21 protein-coding genes are annotated in these 23,531 nt (G+C 71.6%); 11 read left to right on the top strand and 10 right to left on the bottom strand.

The genetic code is table 11. The features are described 5' to 3' along the window. Positions 1–17 precede the first annotated feature (17 nt). Positions 18–899 carry an LLM class F420-dependent oxidoreductase gene (locus HYQ63_RS21115; RefSeq protein WP_179935363.1) on the bottom strand — a complete coding sequence of 294 codons (882 nt, stop codon included), beginning with the start codon at positions 897–899 and terminating at the stop codon, positions 18–20. 209 nt (positions 900–1,108) lie between these two features. On the opposite strand from HYQ63_RS21115, the gene HYQ63_RS21110 reads away from it, so the two are divergent. The 6 genes from HYQ63_RS21110 to HYQ63_RS21085 all read left to right on the top strand — a co-directional run bounded on the left by HYQ63_RS21110 (position 1,109) and on the right by HYQ63_RS21085 (position 10,001). Then, positions 1,109–1,846: a response regulator transcription factor gene (locus HYQ63_RS21110; RefSeq protein ID WP_039938430.1), complete on the top strand. Its 738-nt coding sequence runs from the start codon at positions 1,109–1,111 to the stop codon at positions 1,844–1,846. A gap of 110 nt (positions 1,847–1,956) precedes the next feature. Beyond that, positions 1,957–3,723: an ATP-binding protein gene (locus HYQ63_RS21105; protein WP_373689215.1), complete on the top strand. Its 1,767-nt coding sequence runs from the start codon at positions 1,957–1,959 to the stop codon at positions 3,721–3,723. A gap of 25 nt (positions 3,724–3,748) precedes the next feature. Next, on the top strand, positions 3,749–5,047 hold the full coding sequence (locus tag HYQ63_RS21100; protein WP_179935362.1) for a bifunctional glycosyltransferase family 2/GtrA family protein: 1,299 nt from the start codon (positions 3,749–3,751) through the stop codon (positions 5,045–5,047). Beyond that, entirely contained in the window at positions 5,044–7,434 is a 2,391-nt protein-coding gene (locus tag HYQ63_RS21095) for a glycosyltransferase family 39 protein (protein WP_179935361.1), read from the top strand. Before HYQ63_RS21100 ends, HYQ63_RS21095 begins: the two co-directional genes overlap by 4 nt. Before the next feature lie 177 nt (positions 7,435–7,611). Then, positions 7,612–9,138, top strand: a complete 1,527-nt coding sequence (locus tag HYQ63_RS21090) for an MFS transporter (RefSeq protein WP_179935360.1) — start codon at positions 7,612–7,614, stop codon at positions 9,136–9,138. A 77-nt stretch (positions 9,139–9,215) separates the two neighbouring features. Continuing rightward, positions 9,216–10,001 (top strand): TetR/AcrR family transcriptional regulator, encoded by a 786-nt coding sequence (locus HYQ63_RS21085; protein ID WP_179935359.1) that lies wholly within the window; start codon positions 9,216–9,218, stop codon positions 9,999–10,001. A 29-nt stretch (positions 10,002–10,030) separates the two neighbouring features. Here the strand turns inward: HYQ63_RS21085 and HYQ63_RS21080 are convergent, their stop codons facing one another. The 3 genes from HYQ63_RS21080 to HYQ63_RS21070 form a co-directional block, all read right to left on the bottom strand. Next, positions 10,031–10,885 carry a YceI family protein gene (locus HYQ63_RS21080; RefSeq protein ID WP_179935358.1) on the bottom strand — a complete coding sequence of 285 codons (855 nt, stop codon included), beginning with the start codon at positions 10,883–10,885 and terminating at the stop codon, positions 10,031–10,033. A gap of 188 nt (positions 10,886–11,073) precedes the next feature. After that, positions 11,074–13,689, bottom strand: coding sequence for an MFS transporter (locus HYQ63_RS21075; protein WP_179935357.1), 2,616 nt, complete (start codon positions 13,687–13,689; stop codon positions 11,074–11,076). An 8-nt stretch (positions 13,690–13,697) separates the two neighbouring features. Continuing rightward, entirely contained in the window at positions 13,698–14,183 is a 486-nt protein-coding gene (locus HYQ63_RS21070) for a MarR family winged helix-turn-helix transcriptional regulator (protein ID WP_179935356.1), read from the bottom strand. A gap of 200 nt (positions 14,184–14,383) precedes the next feature. On the opposite strand from HYQ63_RS21070, the gene HYQ63_RS21065 reads away from it, so the two are divergent. After that, the gene (locus tag HYQ63_RS21065) at positions 14,384–14,584 is read left to right on the top strand and encodes a hypothetical protein (protein WP_179935355.1); all 201 of its coding nucleotides are present in this window, start codon (positions 14,384–14,386) and stop codon (positions 14,582–14,584) included. A gap of 57 nt (positions 14,585–14,641) precedes the next feature. On the opposite strand, the gene HYQ63_RS21060 is transcribed toward HYQ63_RS21065, so the two are convergent. The 4 genes from HYQ63_RS21060 to HYQ63_RS21045 form a co-directional block, all read right to left on the bottom strand. After that, positions 14,642–15,514 (bottom strand): hypothetical protein, encoded by an 873-nt coding sequence (locus HYQ63_RS21060; RefSeq protein ID WP_179935354.1) that lies wholly within the window; start codon positions 15,512–15,514, stop codon positions 14,642–14,644. 38 nt (positions 15,515–15,552) lie between these two features. Then, positions 15,553–16,383 carry an RNA polymerase sigma factor SigF gene (locus HYQ63_RS21055; RefSeq protein ID WP_123104616.1) on the bottom strand — a complete coding sequence of 277 codons (831 nt, stop codon included), beginning with the start codon at positions 16,381–16,383 and terminating at the stop codon, positions 15,553–15,555. Positions 16,384–16,566: 183 nt separating this feature from the next. After that, positions 16,567–17,421 (bottom strand): RNA polymerase sigma factor SigF, encoded by an 855-nt coding sequence (locus HYQ63_RS21050; protein ID WP_179935353.1) that lies wholly within the window; start codon positions 17,419–17,421, stop codon positions 16,567–16,569. A 194-nt stretch (positions 17,422–17,615) separates the two neighbouring features. Beyond that, entirely contained in the window at positions 17,616–17,780 is a 165-nt protein-coding gene (locus tag HYQ63_RS21045) for a hypothetical protein (protein ID WP_179935352.1), read from the bottom strand. 198 nt (positions 17,781–17,978) lie between these two features. Here HYQ63_RS21045 and HYQ63_RS21040 point away from each other — a divergent pair, with 198 nt between their 5' ends. Further along, positions 17,979–19,004: a 6-phosphofructokinase gene (locus tag HYQ63_RS21040; RefSeq protein WP_179935351.1), complete on the top strand. Its 1,026-nt coding sequence runs from the start codon at positions 17,979–17,981 to the stop codon at positions 19,002–19,004. Between the two features lie 126 nt (positions 19,005–19,130). On the opposite strand, the gene HYQ63_RS21035 is transcribed toward HYQ63_RS21040, so the two are convergent. Then, positions 19,131–19,997 (bottom strand): universal stress protein, encoded by an 867-nt coding sequence (locus HYQ63_RS21035; RefSeq protein WP_179935350.1) that lies wholly within the window; start codon positions 19,995–19,997, stop codon positions 19,131–19,133. A 278-nt stretch (positions 19,998–20,275) separates the two neighbouring features. On the opposite strand from HYQ63_RS21035, the gene HYQ63_RS21030 reads away from it, so the two are divergent. Then, positions 20,276–21,463 (top strand): DUF6777 domain-containing protein, encoded by a 1,188-nt coding sequence (locus tag HYQ63_RS21030; RefSeq protein ID WP_179935349.1) that lies wholly within the window; start codon positions 20,276–20,278, stop codon positions 21,461–21,463. Positions 21,464–21,537: 74 nt separating this feature from the next. Beyond that, entirely contained in the window at positions 21,538–21,894 is a 357-nt protein-coding gene (locus tag HYQ63_RS21025) for a hypothetical protein (RefSeq protein ID WP_179935348.1), read from the top strand. A 255-nt stretch (positions 21,895–22,149) separates the two neighbouring features. On the opposite strand, the gene HYQ63_RS21020 is transcribed toward HYQ63_RS21025, so the two are convergent. Then, complete coding sequence (locus tag HYQ63_RS21020; RefSeq protein WP_179935347.1) at positions 22,150–22,389, bottom strand: DUF6411 family protein; 240 nt, start codon at positions 22,387–22,389, stop codon at positions 22,150–22,152. A gap of 173 nt (positions 22,390–22,562) precedes the next feature. Here HYQ63_RS21020 and HYQ63_RS21015 point away from each other — a divergent pair, with 173 nt between their 5' ends. Continuing rightward, positions 22,563–23,513, top strand: a complete 951-nt coding sequence (locus tag HYQ63_RS21015; RefSeq protein WP_179935346.1) for a phosphotransferase — start codon at positions 22,563–22,565, stop codon at positions 23,511–23,513. Positions 23,514–23,531: the final 18 nt, after the last annotated feature.

Below are 23,531 nucleotides of genomic sequence, written 5' to 3'. Positions count from 1 at the left end.
CCCCCCGCAGCGGTGCGTCAGCGGTTGCCGAGGGGAAGGGCCTCGGCCAGGGTGCGCCACTCCTCGCGGGGGAGGGTGGTGAGCGGTTCGGGGGTCACCACCTGCACCGCCAGGTGGTCCGCGCCCGCCTCCAGGTACGTGTCCACGCGGCGCCGGATCGCTTCCGCGTCGCCCAGGGCGAAGACGGAGTTCACCAGGCGCTCGCTGCCGCCGTCCGCGAAGTCCTTCTCCTCGAAGCCCAACCGCAGCAGGTTGTTGGTGTAGTTGGGCAGCTTCAGGTACATGGACAGGTAGTTGCGGGCGATGGTGCGGGCGCGGTCGAGGTCGGGTTCGAGGACGACCTTGAGGTCCGGGGCGAGCAGGGCGCCGTCGCCCAGGATCTCCCGCGCCTCGGCCGTGAACTCCGGGGTGACCAGGTACGGATGGGCGCCCGCGGCGCGGTCGCGGGACAGCTCCAGCATCTTCGGGCCGAGGGCGGCCAGGACCCGCCGGGACGCGGGGACCGGGATCGGGGCGGAGTCCAGGACCGTCAGGTAGTCCCGCATCGCCGAGTACGGACGCTTGTACCGCTCACCGGCGAGCGCGCTGTGGCTGACGCCGAGGCCCAGGACGAAACGGCCCGGGTGGGCCGCGTCGATGGCGGCGTACCGATCGGCCACGTGGGCGGCCGAGTGGTCCCAGATGCTGAGGATGCCGGTCGCGACGGTGATCCGGTCGGTAGCCTCCAGGAGGGTCGCGGCCTGGTCCGCGCTGGGGCTGCCGCCGAACCAGAGGGCGCCGTAGCCGAGTGCGTCCAGCTCGGCCGCCGCCTCGCTGACCTGCTGTGACGACAGGGAATCCGAGACCCGCAGGGCCGCGGTCCAGATGCCGATCTTGCCAAGGGCGGGTTGAGTAGCCATACCCTCGCGAACCGGAGGGTGATTCCGTCTATTCCCGGAGCATGGGATGTTCACCCGTTTGGGTCACCCCCCTGGGTCACCCCCCTGGGTCACCCCCCTGGGCCATTCCCCTGGGCCGTCTCGGGGCCGTTCCCGGGGCCACAGGATTCTCAGGTTATTCACAGGTAGCCGAAAGGAAGCTCTCAGACCGTCACCGGAAGCTGACGTTCATGATGGCGACCTCGCCCCATGGGCGTACCGAGCTGCTGCGACCCGACGGGAGCCCCGTCCGGGTGCTGGTTGTGGACGACGAGTCGGCCCTCGCCGACCTGCTGTCGATGGCGCTGCGCTACGAGGGCTGGGAGGTGCGGACCGCGGGCGACGGCGCCGAGGCGATCCGTACGACCCGTGAGCTGCGCCCCGACGCGGTCGTCCTCGACGTCATGCTGCCCGACATGGACGGGCTCACCGTCCTGGGCCGGCTGCGCCGCGAGCTGCCCGAGGTGCCGGTGCTGTTCCTGACCGCGCGGGACGCGGTCGAGGACCGGATCGCCGGGCTGACGGCGGGCGGCGACGACTACGTCACCAAGCCGTTCAGCCTGGAGGAGGTCGTCGCCCGGCTGCGCGGGCTGCTGCGCAGGTCGGGGGCGGCGGCCGCGCGCAGCGAATCGGTGCTGGCGGTCGGCGACCTGGTGCTGGACGAGGACAGCCATGAGGTATCGCGGGCGGGGCAGGAGATCCACCTCACCGCGACCGAGTTCGAGCTGCTGCGCTATCTGATGCGCAACCCGCGCCGGGTGCTCAGCAAGGCGCAGATCCTGGACCGGGTGTGGAGTTACGACTTCGGCGGCCAGGCCAACGTCGTCGAGCTGTACATCTCGTATCTGCGGCGCAAGATAGACGCGGGCCGCAGCCCGATGATCCACACCCGGCGCGGCGCCGGGTATCTGATCAAGCCCGGGGAGTAGGCACCGTGGCGCACCCGACCCCGCCGTCCGAGGCCGCTCCGGCGCGGCCCCCGCGTGCCAGGAAGAACACCAGGGCCGCCACCCGGCGGCCCTGGTCGCTGCGCACCCGCCTGGTCGTCTCGGCGGTGACGTTGATCGCCGTGGTCTGCGCGGTGATCGGCACGGTCACGACGATCGCCCTGAAGTCGTATCTGGAGGGCCAGGTCGACAACGACCTGCGCTCGTCCGCGGGCGGCGCCATGCGCAAGGTGGGCGAGCAGCCGAACCCGACCGACCCGCGCAGCCCGGAGGGCATCTTCTTCCTCAACGGGCCCGGGCAGCCCATCGGAACCGCCGGGGCGCGGCTCGGGACGGACGGCACGTCGATCCAGTCCGGCAAGAGCAACGACGAGCCCATGCTGCCGGACTTCTCGAACGCCGCGCAGCGCGTGGACAAGCTGACCAGCAGCCAGGAGAAGGCGCTCACCGCCATCCCCCTCGACGACCGGGTGCACGCCGTCGACCTCCCCGGCCTCGGCAGCTACCGGGCCGTGGCCAAGTGGAACCCGAGGGACGGCGGGATCATCCTCGCCTTCCCGCTCAACCAGACCCAGGACACCGTAAACACCCTCATCCTGGTCGAGGTCTGCGTCGCCGCCGCCGGACTGGTCGCGGCCGGGATCGCCGGGGCCACCATGGTCGGCATCTCGCTGCGCCCGCTGCGCCGGGTGGCCGCGACCGCGACCCGGGTCTCGGAGCTGCCGCTGCACAGCGGCGAGGTGGCGCTGCGGGAGCGGGTCCCGGCCTCCGAGGCCGATCCGCGCACCGAGGTCGGCCAGGTCGGGGCGGCGCTGAACCGCATGCTGGGGCACATCGAATCGGCGCTGGCGGCCCGCCAGGAGAGCGAGACGCGGGTACGGCAGTTCGTCGCCGACGCCAGCCATGAGCTGCGGACCCCGCTCGCCTCGATCCGCGGCTACGCCGAGCTGACCCGGCGCGGCCGCGAGGAGATCGGGCCCGACACCCGGCATGCGCTGGGGCGGGTGGAGTCCGAGGCCGGGCGGATGACCGGGCTGGTGGAGGATCTGCTGCTGCTGGCCCGGCTGGACGCGGGGCGGCCGCTGGAGTGCGCCGAGGTGGACCTGTCCCCGCTGGTGGTGGACGCGGTCAGCGACGCGCGGGCGCTCGGATCCGACCACCAGTGGCGGCTGGAGCTGCCCGATGAACCCGCGCTCGTCTACGGCGACTCGGCGCGGCTGCACCAGGTCCTGGTCAACCTGCTGGGCAACGCCCGTAACCACACCCCCGCCGGGACGACCGTCACCGCGCGCGTGCTGTGGGGCGGCCCGCACACCTCGCCGCACCCGTCGCCGTACCTGGCCCCGTACGGCATGGTGCACGGACCGTCGTACGGGCCCGCGAACGGTCCGAGCAACGGCAGTGGCAGCGGCAACGGCAGTGGCAGCGGCTTCGGGCCCGGCTCGCCGTACGCCTTCGGCCACGACGCGCCGTCCGGGAACAGCGGTTCCGGCAGCCCCTACGCGGCGCCGTACGGATCCCCGTACGGCATGGCGCAGGCGGCCGCGCACCCCGGCACCTTCGGGCCGCCGCAGCCGCCCTCGTACCTCTCGCTCCAGATCGAGGACGACGGCCCCGGCATCCCGCCCGATCTGCTGCCGCACGTCTTCGAGCGCTTCGCGCGCGGTGACGCCTCGCGCTCGCGCACCGCGGGCAGCACCGGGCTGGGGCTGGCCATCGTGCACGCGGTGGTCGCCGCGCACGACGGCCAGGTGACGGTGGACAGCGTGCCGGGGCGCACCGTGTTCGGCGTCCATCTCCCTGTTCACCAGGGCGTAACGCACTCACAGCCAGGCCACAGGCTGACCACACAGCCGTGACAGCGCCGCTCGCGAATGTCGTTCCATGCGAACCGACACCCCTCTCGAGGCGCCGCCCGAGACACCCCTGGAGACCTTGCCCGCGCGCCGGCACATCCTGGTCGACCGCAGCCGTCCGGTGCTCGACGTCGTGATCCCCGTCTACAACGAGGAGGCGGACCTCGAGCGGTGTGTGCGACGGCTCCACGACCATCTGACGCGGACCTTCCCCTACCGATTCCGGATCACCATCGCGGACAACGCCAGTACGGACCGCACGCCCCACGTGGCGGCCTACCTGGACGACACCGTCGAGGAGGTGACGGCGGTCCGGCTGGAGCAGAAGGGCCGCGGGCGGGCGCTGCGCACCGTGTGGACGCTGTCCGAGGCGCCGGTGCTCGCCTATATGGACGTCGATCTGTCCACCGACCTCAACGCGCTGCTGCCGCTGGTGGCCCCGCTGATCTCCGGCCACTCGGACCTGGCGATCGGGTCGCGGCTGTCGCGCAGCTCGCGCGTCGTACGCGGCACCAAGCGGGAGTTCATCTCGCGCGCGTACAACATGATCCTGCGGGGCAGCCTGGCCGCCCGGTTCTCCGACGCCCAGTGCGGGTTCAAGGCGATCCGCAAGGACGTCGCGGAGCGGCTGCTGCCGATGGTCGAGGACACCGGGTGGTTCTTCGACACCGAGATGCTGGTGCTGGCCGAACGGGCGGGGCTGCGCATCCACGAGGTGCCGGTGGACTGGGTCGACGACCCGAACAGCACCGTGCACATCGTGAAGACGGCCACCGACGACCTCAAGGGCGTCTGGCGGGTGGGGCGCGCGCTGGCCACCGGTGCGCTCCCGCTGGACCGGCTGCGCCGCCCGTTCGGTGACGATCCGCGCGACCGGGAACTGAGCGGCGTGCCGGGCGGACTGGCCCGCCAGCTCGTCGGGTTCTGTGTGGTGGGCGGGCTGTCCACGCTCGTGTATCTGGCGCTGTACACGCTCTTCCGGCTCGGTACGGGCCCGCAGGTGGCCAACGCGCTGGCGCTGCTGCTGTCCGCGCTCGGCAACACCGCGGCCAACCGGAGGCTCACCTTCGGCGTACGCGGCCGGGACCGGGCGATCCGCCACCAGGCCCAGGGGCTGGTCGTCTTCGGTATCGGCCTCGTGCTGACCAGCGGCTCCCTGGCCGCCCTCGACACCGCCCCCGGCTCCCCCTCTCACGGCACCGAGCTGGCCGTGCTCATCGCGGCCAACCTCGCCGCGACCGTACTGCGCTTCCTGCTCTTCCGGGCCTGGGTCTTCCCGTCGGACAGCGGGGCCATCACCGACCACGACCCGAGGACCAACCGATGACGACCTACGACCACGGACCCCGGGACGCCGGTCCGCCGCCGCCCCTTCCCGCGGCCCCTCCCCACGCTGCTCCCGCTGTACCCGCCGCTCCCGCCGCGTCTGCCGCGCCCGCTGCTCCCGCCGCGTCTGCCGCGCCCGCTGCTCCCGCCGCGTCTCCCGCGCCCGCCGCTCCCGGCGGCTCGCGCCCGGCGCGGGCGTGGCGGGGCCGTCCGGAGGACCCCCGCTGGGCGCGGCCCGCGCTGTGGGCCCTGCTCGCTGTGACCACCGTCCTCTACCTGTGGAGCCTGGGCGCCTCCGGCTACGCGAACCAGTTCTACTCGGCCGCCGTGCAGGCGGGCAGCGAAAGCTGGAAGGCGTTCTTCTTCGGCTCCTCGGACGCCGCGAACTCCATCACCGTCGACAAGCCCCCGGCCGCGCTGTGGCCGATGGCCCTCTCGGTGCGCATCTTCGGCCTGTCGTCGTGGGCGATCCTCGTCCCCGAGGCGCTGATGGGCGTCGCGACGGTCGGCGTGCTCTACGCGGCCGTACGCCGCCGGTTCAGCGCGGCCGCCGGGCTTATCGCGGGCGGCGTGCTCGCGGTGACCCCGGTCGCGGCGCTGATGTTCCGCTTCAACAACCCCGATGCGCTGCTGTGCCTGCTCATGGTCGCGGCCGTCTACTGCGTGCTGCGCGCGCTGGAGGACGCCCGGACGAAGTGGCTGGTGCTGGCCGGGATCTGCTTCGGCCTCGGCTTCCTCACCAAGACGCTCCAGGCGTGGCTGATCCTGCCGCCGCTCGCCGTGGTGTACGCGGTGTGCGCCCCGGCCCGGTTGGGCCGACGGTTCGGGCAACTGCTGCTCGCGGGGCTCGCGATGGTGGTCTCCGGCGGCTGGTGGGTCGCGATCGTGGAGCTGTGGCCCGCGTCGTCCCGGCCGTACATCGGCGGCTCGCAGAACAACAGCTTCCTGGAGCTGACCTTCGGCTACAACGGCCTGGGCCGGATCAACGGCAACGAGACCGGCAGCGTCGGCGGCGGCCAGCGCGGTGGCGGTGGCGGCGGGATGTGGGGCGAGACCGGGATCGACCGGCTCTTCGGCTCCGACATGGGCGGTCAGATCGCCTGGCTGCTGCCCGCGGCGTTCATCCTGCTGGTGGCGGGGCTGTGGCTGACCTGGCGGGCCAAGCGGACGGACACCCGGCGCGCGGCGTTCCTGGTCTGGGGCGGGGCGCTGCTGATCACGTTCGCGACGTTCAGCTTCATGTCCGGGATCTTCCATCAGTACTACAACATCGCCCTCGCGCCGTACATCGCGGCGATCGTGGGCATGGGCGCGACGATGCTGTGGGAGCGGCGGGGGCAGGCCGAGGGCCGCGTCGGTACGACGGCCTCGGTGGTGCTCGCCGTCACGGTCGCGGTCACGGCCTACTGGTCGTACGTGCTGCTGGGCCGGTCCGCGGACTGGCACCCGTGGCTGCGCTGGGCGGTGCTGATCGCCGGTCTGGCGGCCGCGGTCGGGCTGCTGTTCGCGGCGCGGCTGGGGCGGAACGTCGCGCTGGGCGTGGCCGCGCTCGGTCTCGCGGCGGCGCTGGCCGGGCCGGTGGCGTACACGCTGAACACGGTGGAGACGCCGAAGGGCGGCTCGATCATCACGGCCGGTCCCACGGTGTCGGGCGGCATGGGCGGCCCCGGTGGCGGTCCGGGCGGCGGCCGTCCCGGCGGCGGACGCATGGGCGGTCCGCCGGGGATGCAGGGCGGCCAGCAGGGCCAGGGCCAACAGGGTCAGCAAGGCCAGCAAGGTCAGCAGGGCCAGGGTCAGCAGGGCATGCCGGGCGGTGGTCCCGGTGGCGGCTTCCCGGGCGGCGGCCAGCAGCAGAACGGCAACGGCAACGCCCAGGGGCAGCAGGGCCAGGGCAACGGCCAGAACCAGGGCAACGGCCAGAACCAGGGCCGGAACGGTCAGCAGGGCATGATGCCCGGCGGCATGGGCGAAGGCGGCCGACGAGGCATGGGCGGCGGTGGCATGGGCGGGCTGCTCAACGGCCAGCAGGTCAACGCCAAGGTGAAGGCGAAGCTGGAGAAGGACGCCGACGACTACACCTGGGTCGCGGCGGCCATCGGTTCGCAGAACGCCGCGAGCTACCAGCTCGCCACCCAGGACCCGGTGATGGCCATCGGCGGCTTCAACGGCAGCGACCCGTCGCCGACCCTCGCCCAGTTCAAGGAGTATGTGAAGCAGGGGAAGATCCACTACTTCCTCTCCTCGGGCACCGGCATGGGCGGCGGCCCGGGCGGTGGGAGCAACGGCACCTCCTCCAAGATCACGACCTGGGTCGAGGCGAACTACAAGAAGGTCACCGTGGGCAGCACCACGCTCTACGACCTGACGCAGAAGAAGTCCTCCAGCTGACGCCGGAGGCCCGTTCGTACGGGCCGGTGGCCGCGTTCCTCCCGCGGCCACCGGCCCGTACCCGTATGGACGCACGGGCGCGGGCGCGGAAATTCGCTGTACGGCGTACAGTGACCCTTGTACGGTGTAAGTCAAACACGTAGCCATACACCGTACAAACGTCTCCCTGGAGTCCCCATGACGGCCCCGACCGCCGATACCGGCCCCGCCGCCCCACCCGGCACCACCTCCGGCGGCCACCCCCAGCGCTGGCTGATCCTCGCGGTGATCTGCCTCGCCCAGCTCACCGTGCTGCTGGACAACACGATCCTCAACGTGGCGGTCCCCTCCCTCGCCCGGGAGATGGACGCGACCACCGCCGACATCCAGTGGATGATCAACGCCTATTCGCTGGTCCAGTCCGGACTGCTGCTCAGCGCGGGCAGCGCCGCCGACCGCTACGGCCGCAAGAAAATGCTGGTCGCGGGGCTCGCCCTGTTCGGGGTGGGCTCGCTGGTCGCGTCGATGGCGCAGAGGGCCGGTCAGCTCATCGCCGCCCGCGCCGGGATGGGGGTCGGCGGTGCGCTGCTCATGACCACGACGCTCGCCGTCGTGGTGCAGATCTTCGACGACACCGAGCGGACCAGGGCGATCGGTGTGTGGGGTGCGGTCAGCTCGCTCGGCTTCGCCGCGGGACCACTCATCGGCGGCGGTCTGCTGGAGCACTTCTGGTGGGGTTCGATCTTCCTCATCAACCTCCCGGTCGCCCTGCTCGGCATCGCCGCCGTGGTCTGGCTCGTCCCCGAGTCCAAGAACCCGACCGGCGACCGGCCCGATCTGCTCGGCGCGCTGCTCTCCACGGTCGGCATGACCGGGGTGGTCTTCGCCATCATCTCCGGGCCCGAGCACGGCTGGACCTCGACCCGGGTGCTGCTGTCCGCCTTCGTCGGCGTCGCCGTACTGACCGGGTTCGCGCTGTGGGAGCGTCATATCCCGTATCCGATGCTGGACATGCACTTCTTCCGCAATCGCTCCTTCGTGGGCGCCGTCGCGGGCGGCATCCTCGTCGCGTTCGGCATGGGCGGCTCGCTCTTCCTGCTCACCCAGCACCTTCAGTTCGTGCTCGGATACGACGCGCTGGACGCGGGGCTGCGCACCGCGCCGCTCGCCCTGGTGATCGTGGCGCTCAACCTCACCGGTATCGGGGCCCGGCTGCTGCCGAAGCTCGGCACGCCGCTGACGATCGTCACCGGCATGGGGCTGCTCGCGCTCGGCCTCGCGCTCATCGCGGTCCTCGGCACGGACGGCTACGGCGGGATGCTGCTGGGCCTGGTGGCGATGGGGGCCGGTATCGCGTTCGCCATGCCCGCGATGGCGAACGCCATCATGTCGGCGATCCCGCCGGAGAAGGCCGGGGTGGGCGCGGGGGTCAACGGCACCCTCACCGAGTGCGGCAACGGGCTCGGCGTCGCGGTCCTGGGCGCGGTGCTGAACTCCCGCTTCGGCTCGCTGCTGCCCGCGGCCGCCGCCGGAGCGGGATCGCTCCCGGCCGCCGTCGCCGCGGCCCGCACCCCGGAGGACCGCGCGGCCGTCAGGGACGCCTTCGCCTCCGGTGTGGAGACCAGCCAGCTGGTCGGCGCTGCGGCCGTGCTCGCCGGTGGGGTGCTGGCCGCGCTGCTGCTCCGTCGGGCCGAGCGATCTTCACAGACGCCATCGGCGGCATAGCATCGGACATGTATGACCCGTCGCGCATCGTGTCCGCCTGATACGCGGCAGCAGCGCAACGAAGAAGGAGAGCCGCCATGGCAACCGGCAGCCGTGTCACCCGCCCACGGTCCAGCGTCTGGCTCTCCGAGCGCAAGGCCCCCAAACGCAAGGGCGATCAGCAGCCGGTCGGTCTCGACCACGTGAAGATCATCGCGGCGACCGTCCGGCTGCTGGACGCCGAAGGGCTCGCGGGCTTCTCCATGCGCCGGCTGGCGGCGGATCTGGGGGTCACCGCCATGTCGGTCTACTGGTACGTGGAGACCAAGGACCATCTGCTCGAACTCGCCCTCGACGCCGTCATGGGAGAGATGGCCCTCCCCGCAGAGGCCGCCCAGCCCGCCGAGCAGCTGGAAAACCTGCCCACCGAGCCCCGGGACTGGCGCGAGCAGCTGCGCCAACTCGCCTCCGAATACCGCCAGTTGCTGGTGCGCCACCCCTGGTTGTCCCCGCTGGTGGGGGAGTACTTCAACATCGGGCCGAACGCGATGGCCTTCTCCAACGCCGCGCAGCGGGTGATGCGCAAGAGCGGACTTCCGGACGACAAGATCACCAGCGCGCTCTCCCTCGTCTACCAGTTCGTCTACGGCACCAGCACCATCGAGGGCCGCTTCTCCGCCCTCTGCCGGACGCTGGGCGTCACCCAGGACGAACTGCTCCAGGAGGTGATGAGCTCGATCGAGGAGCGCCCGGAGTTCGACGAATCGCGCAAGACCATGGAAGCGAGCCGCGGACAGACCGTCGAGGAGATGCGCAACCGGGAGTTCACCATCGCGCTGGACTTCGCGATCGCCGGTATCGAGGCCCTGCGGGACGCCCCCTAGCCCGCGCCCGAGAGCGGGCGGCGCGGCGGTCATGCCGCCGCCGGAAGCTCCTCGCCCTGGACGGCCTGTATGTCCAGCTCCACCCGCAGGGTGGTACCGATCGCCGCGATGCCCGCCGCGACCACCTGGTTGTAGTTCATCGCGAAGTCCTCGCGGCGCAGCTCCGCGGTCGCCCGGAAGGCCGCCCGCACCCCGCCCCAGGGGTCGGGGCCCGTGCCCAGATAGGTCAGATCCAGGTCCACGTCCCGCACCACACCGTGCATGGACAGCTCACCGTGCACCGTCCACCGGTCCGGCCCGGCCGCGCTCAGATGCGTGCTCTGGTAGGTGAGGACCGGGAACCGCTCCACGTTCAGGAAGTCGGGCGACTTCAGATGGCCGTCCCGCATCTCGTTTCCGGTGTCGATGCTGGCCGCCTGGATCACCGCCTCGACCCGCGACTTCTCGATGTCCTCGGCGATCTCGATCCGTCCGCCGAAGTCCGTGAACCGCCCGTGCACGCTGGAGATCCCCAGGTGCTGCGCGACGGCCCCCACCGTCGAATGCGCGGGGTCCAGCGTCCACGCCCCGGGCGGCGGCAGCTCCACCCCGCCCTGCCGGGCCAGCACCACCGTGCCCACATCGGCGCGCCCGGCCGCGGTGACGATCGCCGTCGACGCCACCGGTGCGTAGCCCACCGCGGTGGCGATGATCGTGTACGGGCCGGGCGGCAGCGGCTCCTCGCTGCGCACCGAACCGTCCTCGGTGGCCTGGGCGCGCAGCACCTGCCCGCCCGTCATATCGGTGACGGTCAGCACCGCGTGCTGCACCGCCCATCCGTCGCGGGTGAGGATCCGGGCCCGCAGCCCCGCTCCCCCGCCTGCTCCTGCCCCAGTGGTCGTCATGCCGTGCGTCGTCTCCTGCTCCCGTGCTGCTTGGTCTTCCGCGCCCGGACCGGGCAGCGGTGTGAGGCCGTCCCCTGCCTGATGTACACCGCTGCCCGGCTCCGGGTTCCGGGTCCGGCGAAATGTGCGCCGCCCGGACCGGGGCGGGGGCGCGTCTCCGCTCTTCGCACGCCCCCGCCCCGGGGTTCTCAGTCGCCGGGGTGGGCGAGTTCGACGTCGTGTCCGTCGATCCCGTGCCCGGCGACCGTGAGGTTGCCCGCGACCGGCGGGTAGCCGCTCGCGATGACCGTGTAGTCGCCCGCGTCCAGGTCGGTGAAGGCGTACGCGCCGTCCTCCCCGGTGGTGGCGGTGGCGACCACGTTCCCGGCCGCGTCGACCAGCGTGACCCGCGCGTCCGGCAGCGGGCGGCGGTCGGCCCCGGCCCGTACGGTGCCCTGCACCCGGGCGCCGGCCTGGAGCGCGATCTCCAGCCGGGTCAGGCCCTGGGAGCCGACCTCGACGGGCAGCGCGGCGGGCCGGTAGCCGGGCGCGTTGACCGCGACCGTGAAGGTCCCGGCGACCAGTTCCTCGAAGCTGAACTCGCCCTGCTCACCGGTCTTGCCGGTGGCCAGCACCTCACCGCGGACGTCGGTGACCACGACCATCGCCGCGTCCACCGGCTGCCCGTCGTCGGCGCCGCGCACGGTGCCCACGAGCCCGCTGGTGGCCGACAGCACGATGTCGAAGCCGAGCGGCTCGTCGCCGACGACGACCGTGGACGCCTGCGGCTGGTGGCCGTCGGCGGCCGCGATCAGCACGTACGAGCCGGAGCCCGGGGCGTCCAGGGCGTACGAGCCGTCGCTGTGCGCCACCGAACGGCCGAGCTGCCGCCCGGCGAGCGAGATCAGCGTCACCGCGGCGCGCGGCACGGCGCCGCCGTCCCCGTTCCGCACGAAGCCGTGCACGCCCTGCCGGGGCTGGTGCCCGGATCCGCCGTCACCGGCCGAGGCGAACGCCGCCAGGCGCTGCGGGGCGACCGCGGCGGCCGTCGCGCGGTCGGCGTCCGACGTGGACAGATCGGCGGACGGGGCGCCCACCAGGGCGGGCTCCCGCTCCTCGATCCGGTCGGGGCCGGTCTCCGCGGCCGCCTCGGCGACGGCGTAGTCGGCGGGGGCGGCCTCGGCGGACTGCGCCGAGCCCGTGTTGGTGCGCAGCGCGACCTCCTTGATGAACAGGGTCAGCAGGAAGGCGAGCAGCGCGGCCGGAGCGGCGAACAGGAAGACGTCCGCGACGCCGTGCCCGTAGGCGCTCTCCATGATCGAACGCAGCGGCTCAGGGAGCTTGTCCAGGTCGGGGATGCCGCCCCCGGAGGCGCCGCCCGCCTTCTGGGCCAGCGCGGCGCCCTTCGGGCCGAGGTCGGTCAGGCCGTCCTTGACGTAGTCGGAGACCCGGTTGCCGAGCACCGCGCCGAGCGCCGAGACGCCGACCGCACCGCCCAGCGAGCGGAAGAAGGTGACGACGGCGCTGGCCGCGCCGAGGTCCTGCGGAGCCACCTGGTTCTGGGCGGCCAGCACCAGGTTCTGCATCATCATGCCGATGCCGAGGCCCATGAGCGCCATGAAGATCGCCAGGTGCCAGTACGGGGTGTCGTACCGCATCGTGCCGAGCAGGCCGAGGCCGGCGGTCAGCAGCGCACCGCCGCTGACCAGCCACACCTTCCAGCGGCCGGTCTTGGTGATGATCTGGCCGGAGAGGGTCGAGGAGACGAACAGGCCGCCGATCATCGGGATGGTCATGACGCCGGACATCGTCGGCGTCTTGCCGCGCGCCAGCTGGAAGTACTGGCTGAAGAAGACGGTTCCGGCGAACATCGCCACACCGACGAAGAGCGACGCCAGGGAGGCGAGGGTGATCGTCTTGTTGCGGAACAGCCGCAGCGGGATGATCGGCTCGCTCGCCTTCGACTCGATCAGCATGAAGATCAGGCCGAGGACGACGGAGCCGCCGACCATCGCGTAGGTCTGCCAGGAGAGCCAGTCGTACTTGTCACCCGCGAAGGTGACCCACAGCAGCAGCAGCGAGACGGCGGCGCTGATGAAGAACGCGCCCGCCCAGTCGACCTTGACGTCCCGCTTCACGACCGGGAGCTTCAGGGTCTTCTGGAGCACGATCAGCGCGATGACCGCGAACGGCACGCCGACGTAGAAGCACCAGCGCCAGCCCAGCCAGTCGGTGTCGGTGATCACGCCGCCCAGCAGCGGACCGCCGACGGTCGCGACGGCGAAGGTCGCGCCGAGGTAGCCGCTGTAACGGCCGCGCTCCCGCGGGGAGATCATCGCGGCCATGACGATCTGGGCGAGTGCGGAAAGCCCGCCGACGCCGATGCCCTGGACGACCCGGCAGGCGATCAGCATGCCGGTGTTCTGCGACAGGCCCGCGACGACCGAGCCCGAGACGTAGATCAGCAGGGCTATCTGGACCAGCAGCTTCTTGCTGAACAGATCGGAAAGCTTGCCCCACAGCGGAGTGGCGGCCGTCATGGACAGCAGCGCGGCGGTGACGACCCAGGTGTACGAGGACTGGCTGCCGTGGAGATCGGCGATGATCTCGGGGAGCGCGTTGGAGACGATCGTCGACGACAGGATCGCGACGAACATCCCGAGCAGCAGCCCGGACAGCGCCTCCATGATCTGCCGGTGGGTCATCGGTGCCGCGGTGTCGGCACCGTGGCCGTGGTGGTCGCGGTGTCCTCCTCCGCCATGCTTGGCGTGGGCGGGGTGCCCCGCGGGTCCCCGCACACCGCCGTCCGGTGTGGTCGTTGCCATAAATGTCCTTAACTTTGCGAAGGTGTACGGGTGGTGCTGTCCGCCTGGTGCGGCAGGAGCCGGTGCCGGGTGTCACCGAAGCTCGTCCGCAGCCGGGCGAGAAGTTCATTGAGGCGGCCGACGTCGTCGTCCGACCAGTCGCTCAGACAGCTCGCGAGCGCCTCCGTGTAGCGCTCGGACACCTGGCTGAGCAGCTCCAATCCGCTCGCGTTGATGCTCAGCAGCCGCGAGCGCCGGTCGAGCGGATCGGGCTTGCGGTCCACCCAGCCGCGATCGGCGACATGGGCCACATGGCGACTGGTGACCGACATGTCGATGCCGAGCAGCTCAGCGAGTTTGCTCATGCGCATCTCGCCGTAGCGGTCGAGGAGCATGAGGACGACGGCCGAACCGGCCGGGCAGTCGGCCGGCAGGACGCGGCCCAGGCCGCGCTTGACGGTGCCGATGGCGCTGAGCTGACGGGCCAGCTCTTCGTACTGGCTCTGCGCTGCCATCGCACCTCCTTGACTTTAGGTTGCTTTAGGCAACCATAGAAGAAGTTAGTTGCTACAGGCAAATGACAGGGTGGGTTGGGGCGGTAAATTCCCCTTAAAGGCTTGTCCTCTTATCAGTCAAATGAGGTCACTGAGATGTGAGGTGCCTGGAGTGACCCAGGGGTGGGCGGGAATCCGCTCGTTCGCTAGGGTCTGGGCCCATGGCGAACAACCCCCAGAGCCCCAACGGCAACCAGGATCAGGCCGGCTCCACCCAGATGTTCCGCGCGTTCGTCGACGAGGGCGGACGGCAGCCGCAGACGGCCGCCGGCGCGAGCGGCGGCTCGCGGGTCGGCGTGATCGTCGGCGTGGTCGCCGCGATCGTCATCGTCGCGGCGGTGGCCTGGCTGGCGCTGGGCTGATCCATCCGGCCCGTCAGGGGCCGTCAGGTATCGGGCCCTTCGGGGCCCGTCAGGTACTCACGACACCTCTGGTGTCCCGGACTCCCGGGGCTTCGGGGGCTTCCACGGCTTCCAGTCGACGGACACGTCCCGGGTCTCGATGTGCATGCCCAGCGGAACCCGCCAGGCGTCCACACACACCTTCCAGCTCCGCGTGCGCTTCTGACCCGCGCCGATCGGCGCGGGCAGCTTCCTCTTCGACTCCAGCGTCGCCCAGTCGAGGCCGAGCGCGTCGATGACGTGCGTCGACAGCGTCACCGTGCCCGATACGACGGGCAGCCCACCGGTGTTGCGGAACTCGACGCTCACCTTCTCGCACCAGCGCTCGTCGGTCGCCGTGCGCTCGGGGTCGCCGACCTTCAGGGCGGCCGGTTTCCCGGGCCCGGAGGGCGAGGGCGACGCGGTGCCGGACGGGGACGAGGGGGCGGGCTCGCCGTTCGTACGCCCGCCACCGGGGTCTCCGCCGCCGCCCGGGCCGTCGGCATCCGGTGAACCGGTGGCCGGGGGCCGCGATGACGCCGAAGGCGCGGGCGTACCTGCCCCCGCACCGGATCCGGTGGTGGGCCCGGCGGTAGGGGACGCGCCGCTCGCTTCGTCCGTACCGGCCGCCCCCGGGGTCCCGCCCGGTCCGCCCCTGCCGTCCGTACGGCCGCGCGCGCCGGGGTCGTCGTCCTGGTCCAGCGGCACCAGGTCGACGCCGCCCTCCGGAGGGACGGCCTTCGTCGGGGCCCGCCCGTCACCGGGCCCGGCCGCCCCGGTCGCGACATGGCCCTCGCCGCCTCCGGCGCAGCCGCTGAGCAGCGCGCCCAGGCACAGCGCGGCCGCCGAGGAGGCGATCGCCGTGCCTCGGCGGCCCGTTGTCCGGCTCTTCCGGCTCCCTGCGGGTCGCATCGGGCCAGTGTGGCTGACGACCCGTCAGGAGTACAGGGTCAGTCCGCGATGAGTCCCTCGCGCAGCTGGGCCAGGGTCCGGGTGAGCAGCCGGGAGACGTGCATCTGGGAGATCCCGACCTCCTCGCCGATCTGGGACTGCGTCATGTTGGCGAAGAAGCGGAGCATGATGATCTGGCGCTCGCGCGGGGGCAGTTTGGCGAGGAGCGGCTTCAGCGACTCGCGGTACTCCACGCCCTCCAGGGCGCTGTCCTCGTACCCGAGCCGGTCGGCCAGCGAGCCCTCGCCGCCTTCGTCCTCCGGGGAGGGGGAGTCCAGCGAGGACGCGGTGTAGGCGTTGCCCACCGCGAGCCCGTCGACCACGTCCTCCTCGGAGACGCCGAGCGCCGTGGCCAGCTCGGTGACGGTCGGGGAGCGGTCGAGGCTCTGGGACAGCTCGTCGCTGGCCTTCGTCAGCGCCAGCCGCAGCTCCTGGAGCCGCCGCGGCACGCGCACCGACCAGCTGGTGTCGCGGAAGAAGCGCTTGATCTCGCCCACGACGGTCGGCATCGCGAACGTCGGGAACTCCACCCCGCGTTCGCAGTCGAAACGGTCGATCGCCTTGATCAGACCGATCGTGCCGACCTGGACGATGTCCTCCATCGGCTCGTTGCGGCTGCGGAACCGGGCCGCCGCGTAGCGCACCAGCGGAAGGTTCAGCTCGATGAGCGTGTCACGTACATAGCCGGCTTCCTCACTGTCCCGGTCGAGTGCGGCAAGCCGCAGGAACAGGGAGCGGGAGAGGGTGCGGGTGTCGATGGCGTCGCAGTCGTCAAGCACGTGCGGTGCGTCGTTGGTGAGCACCTTCGAGCTGCCCAGTTCTACGGACATGCCACCCCCTTGAGGTCGCGGACGGATCCCAGTTGCGCTCTCCGCGTTCAAGCGCAGCCTTCCCCTGAATACCGGAGGTCGGGCCGCGGCAAACGCGACTCCAGCAGAATGTCACATGTCGGCAACACGCTGTAGCGCCATGTCGACATTACAGCGCCGAAGGGGCGGGGCGGGGGTCCCTCGTCACGATGACGGTTCGATCCGATTTGCGGATCTCAGCCGGGCGAAGCTGCGCGACAGCAGCCGGGACACATGCATCTGCGAGACACCCAGTTCGGCGCTGATCTGAGATTGAGTCAGATTGCTGTAGTAACGGAGCAAAAGAATACGCTGCTCGCGCTCGGGCAGCTGTACGAGGAGGTGGCGCACCAAGTCGCGGTGCTCGACTCCGGCGAGCGCCGGGTCCTCGTAGCCGAGCCGGTCGACCAGCCCCGGCAGTCCGTCGCCCTCCTGGGCGGCCTCCAGCGAGGTGGCGTGGTACGAGCGCCCGGCCTCGATGCAGGCCAGCACCTCGTCCTCGCCCAGTCCCAGCCGCTCGGCGATCTCGGCGGTGGTGGGCGAGCGGCCGTGCAGCACGGTCAGGTCCTCGGTCGCGCCGTTGACCTGCACCCACAGCTCGTGCAGCCGACGCGGTACGTGCACGGTGCGGACGTTGTCGCGGAAGTAGCGCTTGATCTCGCCGACGACGGTCGGCATCGCGAAGGTGGGGAACTGGACGCCGCGCCCCGGGTCGAACCGGTCGATGGCGTTGATCAGGCCGATCGTGCCGACCTGGATCACGTCCTCCATGGGCTCGTTGCGGCTGCGGAAGCGGGCGGCGGCATAGCGGACCAGCGGCAGATTGGCCTCGATCAGCGCATCGCGCACCCGGTTGTGCTCGGGGGTGCCGGGGGTGAGGCCGGACAGCTCGGCGAAGAGCACCTGGGTGAGGGCTCTGGCGTCAGCCCCGCGGCTTCTGCCGCTCTCGCTGCCGCCGTCACCTCTGCCGCCATCGCCTTGGGGCGGGGTTCTGGGCGCGGTACGGGCCGACACGGTCACGCCACCCCTTCACGATGTACTCACCCGGCAAAGCGGTCATAGCATCACAAGACATGTGCACTGTGTGCAAGCACCGCTTTACTACGTGTTGATGGCGAAATTGCCCCATGCTGGGACAGTGCTTCCGCCGGTACTCGGAAGGCGGAGCCGGTGATCACCCGGGTGCTCATCCCGGGCGACTGTGCCGGTCCCGGTCAATTGACCAGTTCGCTCATGAACTCCCCCACGCTCTTCGCGGCCTCCGATATGCCCTCGAACCCCACCTGGACGAGGTCGGCCGCTCGTGCCGGGGTCTTGATGATCGTGTACAGCACGAAGACGATCAGCATGTAGAGCGCGATTTTCTTCGCCTGGGCCATCTTCGTACTGCCTCTCCCGCCGTGTCCCCTGGGGCAATCGCGGCGGAGTCTATCCACACCGCAGAAACATCAGTCTTATCAGTCCGATCATCTGGCAGGTGATCCACAGGTGCGGAAGCCGTGGAGTGGGCGCCCGGGCGACGATGGGTGGACTCTGGAGAGGGGCGGGGGCATGGAAGGTCATGGAGGGAGGCGGAGATGCGTGTCGGGGTGCTGACCGGTGGTGGCGACTGCCCGGGGCTGAACGCGGCGATCCGCGGCATCGTCCGCAAGGGCGTCGAGGTGCACGGCTTCGACTTCGTCGGGGTGCGGGACGGCTGGCGCGGCGCCCTCGACGGCGGGATCGTGCCGCTGGACGTGCCGGCCGTGCGCGGCATCCTGCCCCGCGGCGGGACCATCCTCGGCTCCTCCCGCACCAATCCGCTGGCGAGCGAGGACGGGGTGCGCCGGGTCCGGGAGACGCTCGCCGACCATGACGTGGACGCACTGATCGCCATCGGCGGCGAGGACACGCTCGGGGTCGCCGCGGCCCTCGCGGACGAGGGGATCCGCGTGGTCGGCGTGCCGAAGACCATCGACAACGACGTCGCGGGCACCGACAGCACCTTCGGCTTCGACACCGCGGTCAACATCGCCACCGAGGCCATCGACCGGCTGCACACCACCGCCGAGTCCCACACCCGCACCCTCGTCGTGGAGGTGATGGGCCGCCACGCGGGCTGGATCGCCCTGTACTCGGGCATCGCGGGCGGCGCCAACGTCATCCTCATACCCGAGCAGCCCTTCGACGTCGACCAGGTCTGCGGCTGGGTGGAGAACCGCTTCAAGATCAGGTACGCGCCGATCGTGGTGGTGGCGGAGGGGGCCGTGCCGAAGGAGGGTCAGATGGTGGTCAAGGACTCGGCGCTGGACGAGTTCGGCCATGTGCGGCTGTCCGGTATCGGGGAGTGGCTGGCCCGGGAGATAGCCGACCGCACCGGCAAGGAGGCCCGCACCACCGTGCTCGGGCACATACAGCGCGGCGGTACGCCCAGCGCCTTCGACCGCTGGCTGGCCACCCGCTTCGGGCTGCGCGCGGTCGACGCGGTGAAGGAGCGGGAGTTCGGCGTCATGGTCGCGCTGCGCGGTACGGACATCGTGCGCGTGCCGCTCGCCGAGGCCGCGGCCGGGATCAGGACCGTCGACCCGGCGCTCTACGCCGAGTTCGGAGTGTTCTTCGGCTGAGGGTGGTTGAGGGTGGTTGAGGGGGATGAGGGTGAGGGATTGGAGGGGGTGACGGGGGCTGGGCCGAGAGGGGCTGAGAAGGGCTGACGGGAGCCGGGCCGAGAGGGGCTGACGGGGGGTCCGCGGTCAGGCGGGGTGCGGTACGACGACCACCGGGCAGTGCGCGTGGTGCAGCACCGCGTGGGCGACCGGACCCAGACGGCGCTCGGCCACCCGCGGGCTGGTGCGGCGGCCGACGACCAGCAGCCGGGCCCGCTCCGACGCCCGCACCAGCGCCTGCGCCGGGCCCAGCAGCACCACATCCGGCACCACCGCGACCTGCGGGTATTGCTCCCGCCACACCCGCAGGGCATCGGAGACCACCTGGCTCTCCTGGTCCTCCCACAGGCCGCGGTCCTCCTCCAGCACGGTCAGCATCCAGGCGGAGGGCGCCGCCGGGGGCAGCGCCCATGCGTGCACGACCCGCAGCAGGGCGTCCCGCTCCCGGGCGGTGCGGAAGGCGAAGCCGATCGTCTCGTCCGCCGGGGCGCGTGGGGTGAAACCGACCACCACCTCGTCCGCGTCCGGCGCCCGCGCCGCAGGGTCGGGCACCGTCACGACGGGGCAGTCCGCGGTGGCCGCCACGTGCAGCGCCACCGAGCCGACCGCGAGGCCGTCGAAGCCGCCCCAGCCGCGCGCCCCGACGACCAGCAGTCCGGCGTCCGCCGCGGCCGCGAGCAGGGCCTGCTCGGGTTCGGCGTCGGTGTGCACCCCCTCGACGTCGAGGCCGGGGTGGCGGCCCATGAACTCGTCGGCCGTCCGCCGCAGCATCTGCTCGCCCACGTGCTGCCAGGCGTCCACCCCGGGCACCGGGGAGACCCTGCGCGGCAGCGGGGGACACGCGTGCGCCAGCAGCAGCCCGACCCCGCGGCGCAGCGCCTCCCGCGCGGCCCACTCGGCCGCCACCAGGCTGCGCTCTGAGCCGTCGACGCCCGCGACGACAGGGCCGGTCATCGCCTTCTCCCTCCCGGAGCGCGCATGGGCTTTTGCGTTTAGTCTAGGTACGAGGGATTTATCCGCGATGTTCGGAGAGTCCTCTCCACGGAACCGCGAGGGGCAGCGGCCGCCCCCGGTCCGGGCCACCGGACCGGGGGCGGTTCTGCGTACCGCCGGGTCCCGCGGATGGGGGTGCCGGTCACGTCCCCCGAAGGTGGGGGCGGATACCGGGATTTCGGGGGACGCGGCGGTATGCGGGGCGAGCGCAGGATGGGGGCGACGGAAGGGAAACGGACATGCGCTCGATCTCATGGCACCTCACCTCGCGCCGATCAGGACTTGCCGCCGGATCCGTCGCCGTCGTGTCCGCCGTGGCGGTCCTGGGGACGGTCACCCCCTCCGGGCGGGCCGCGACGGCGGAATACCGCCGTGAACCGGTCGGGAAGACCTCGGTACCGGCGTTCACCCAGGCCGTCGGCCACGACCGCAGACATGTGGTCTCGCCCTCCAACGGGGGCCGGGCCTTCCAGGGCGACACCCCCGGGCTCTACTCCGGGGTCCCGGGCCGGAAGCCCTGCGACCGGCAGGAGCTGATCCGCGACCTCAAGGCGACCCCGAAGAAGGCCGCCGCCTGGGCCCGGGTCCAGCACATCCGGCCGGAGCGCATACGGACCTACGTCCACCGGCTCTCCGGCGTCGTCCTGCGGTCGGACACCTACGCCAGGACGTACGGCTACCAGGGCCGGGTGAAACCCGCGGCCACCGTTCTCCAGGCGGGCACCGCGGTGCTCGTCGACAAGCGGGGCATGCCGGTCGTGAAGTGCGCCTCCGGCAACCCCATCAGGGCGGCGGCGCCGAAGAAGAACGCCGAGCCGACGTTCACCGGCCCCGAGTGGTCCGGCTTCTCCCGGAACGCGGTCACCGTCATCCGCCCCGCCCCGGACGCGGTCAAGCGGATCACCGTGGTGACGATCGGGAAGTCGGAGCTGTTCCGGCGGGTGATCGGTGACGCCAAGGGCAAGAAGGCGCGGGACGCGGTGATCTCCCCGGCCCACTACCCGAAGTACCTGGCGATGCCGGGCGAGCAGAACGCCCCGAACCTGGCGGAGGCGCCGAAGAGGATCAAGCGTCACTCGCCCCTGGGCCTGGAGACCATCCGGCCGTCCGAGACCACGTCGGCGGAGCCGTCCCAGCCGATGGATCAGTCCCAGCAGCCCACGGACCCGGGTCAGCAGCCCTCGGATCCCGGTCAGCAGCCGTCGGACCCGGCCCAGCAGCAGCCCCCGCCGCCCCCGCCGCCCAACCAGCCGCCGTCCGACCCTGGACAGCAGCCCCCGCCCCAGCAGCAGCCCCCGCCGCAGCAGCCGACGGACCCGAACCAGCAGAACCAGCAGCAACCCCAGCCCCCGCCGCCTCCGCAGCAACCGCCCCCACCGCCGCCGCCTCAGCAGCCGCCGCCCCAACAACCCCCGCCCCAGCAGTGACCTTCGGTGCCGCGCACGGAGGAGCCGTCCCGGCCCGGGACGGCTCCTCCGTCCGGTTACGGCATGCTGTGCGCATGTCTTCAGAAGCCATAGCCGCCTTACGCGAGGTCCACGACCTGTTGACGACCTTCGAGGAACCCTCCAGCATCCGCCGTGCCGCCGACGAGCTGGAGGGCGCCGCGGACAAGGTCGTCTCCTGCGCCGCGGAACTGGTCGACGTCCCTGAGCCCGAGAACCTTCAGTTGCGGCTCTCCTTCGCCGTGAAGGCCATCAGGGCTGCGGAGAAGGCGGCGCGCGCCCACCGCCGGAACCCACTGACCCGCCCGCTCTCCCATGCGCGCTTCGCGCTGAACACGGGCAAGGCCCGTGGCTGGCTCCAAGGAATCCTGGAGAAGCTGGACGCCGCCCCCACGCCGCCGTCCGGCGCATGAATCGCCGGGGGATCTTCGTCGCCTGGGCGTCGAGCGCGAGCGCGCCGAGGCCGAGCGCAGGCAGCAGGAAGCGCTCAAGCCGTCCGGGGCCCCTGCGTACCAGGGCACAGTCAGGGACATGGCGGTGCCGGAGGACTGCGTGGACCACCTCAAAGACCGCGGCCTGTCGTCAGGATGAGGCGGGCCGGGTCAGGCGCACACCACGGTGCGGCACCAACGGGACGCGGCGGCTCGGCCGTCCGGAGCCGGAGCCATCTAGAACGGCATGCGGCCCCGGGCGCGGCGGCCCGCGGAGCCGCTGCGGCCAACTGCCTTGGAGCTGCTGCGGAACGGCTTGCTGAGGACCCGGCCCAGGAGGCCGGGGGCCTTGCTGCCCGCGCGTGATCCGACGCCCAGGGTGCGCTGGGTGCCCCGTTCGGGGTGGCGGGACAGGCGCGGGACGAAGAAGGCCAGCACGGCCAGAACGACGCAGATGCCGACGATGCCGAAAATCATGGCGAAGCACTCCTCTGTGGGGCGTTTCTGCCGAGTACCCACCCCGCCCGACCGCATGCCGCCCGCATCCGGCCCGCATGCCGCCCGCATCCGGCCCGCGTGCCGCCCGTATTCCGCCGCCCTGCACGAGAATTGTCTTTCCGCGCCACTCCGCGACATGGAACGATCGCTCGATGACCGATTTCATGACATCAGAACACATCGCCCGACGCACCTCCGCCGCGGTCGACGCCGCCGTCGGAGCGGGGCGGGAGCTCGGACTCACCGTGACCGATGCCGCGGTCCTCCACGACCTGTTCTCCGTCGTCGTCCACCTCGCGCCGTCCCCGGTGGTGGTCCGGGTCCCCACCGTCCTGCCGCACTACGCGGACCCCGACTCCCAGGCGCGCCGCCAGCAGACGGAACTGGACGTCACACAGTGGCTCGCGGACCAGGGAACCCCCGTGATCCCGCCGAGTCCGCTGGTGCCGCGGGAGCCCGTTCGGCGCGACGGATTCTCGATGACGTTCTGGCAGTTCGTCGAGGAGGACCGGGACAAGGAGCCCGACTACGCGGCGAACTCCGAAAGCGTTGCCGACCTGCACGCCGCGATGCGCGCCTACCCGGGCCGACTGTCGTTCCTGTCCGCGGCCGAACCGCAGTTCATCGTGGAAAGCCTCGCTCTGCTCGAAAAGCACCCCGATCTGATCGGTCCGGCCGATCTGGACCGCGCACGCCGCGAGTGGCAGGTGCTGGAACCCCTCACGCGCTCCCGCGCGGCGTTCGAGAAGGCGTTCCCGGGGGTCGAACTCCAGCCCATCCACGGCGACTCGCCGCCCGCGAACATCTTCTCCGGGGTGGACGGGGACCTCTACTCCGACTTCGAGCTGGTCACGTTAGGCCCCGTCGAGTGGGACCTGGCCGCCCTCGGGCCCGACCTCGAATCCGCCTACAACCGCGGAGCGCAGCGCAACGGGATGAGGACGCTGAACCAGGACGTCCTGGCCTACGTGAACGCCGTGGGCATGCTGCGGGCCATCGCCTGCCTCACGCTGACGCCGCAACTGCCCGCGCTGGTGGAGTACGTGACACCAGCCGTCGACCAGTGGCGGACGATGCCGTTCGCCGGGGGCCTGGCCGACTGACCCCGGCAGGCGGCACGG

Origin of the sequence: Streptomyces sp. Rer75 (assembly GCF_013414305.1) — a bacterium.
Classification (GTDB): domain Bacteria; phylum Actinomycetota; class Actinomycetes; order Streptomycetales; family Streptomycetaceae; genus Streptomyces; species Streptomyces himastatinicus.
This window is presented reverse-complemented; position numbering and strand designations above follow the sequence as displayed.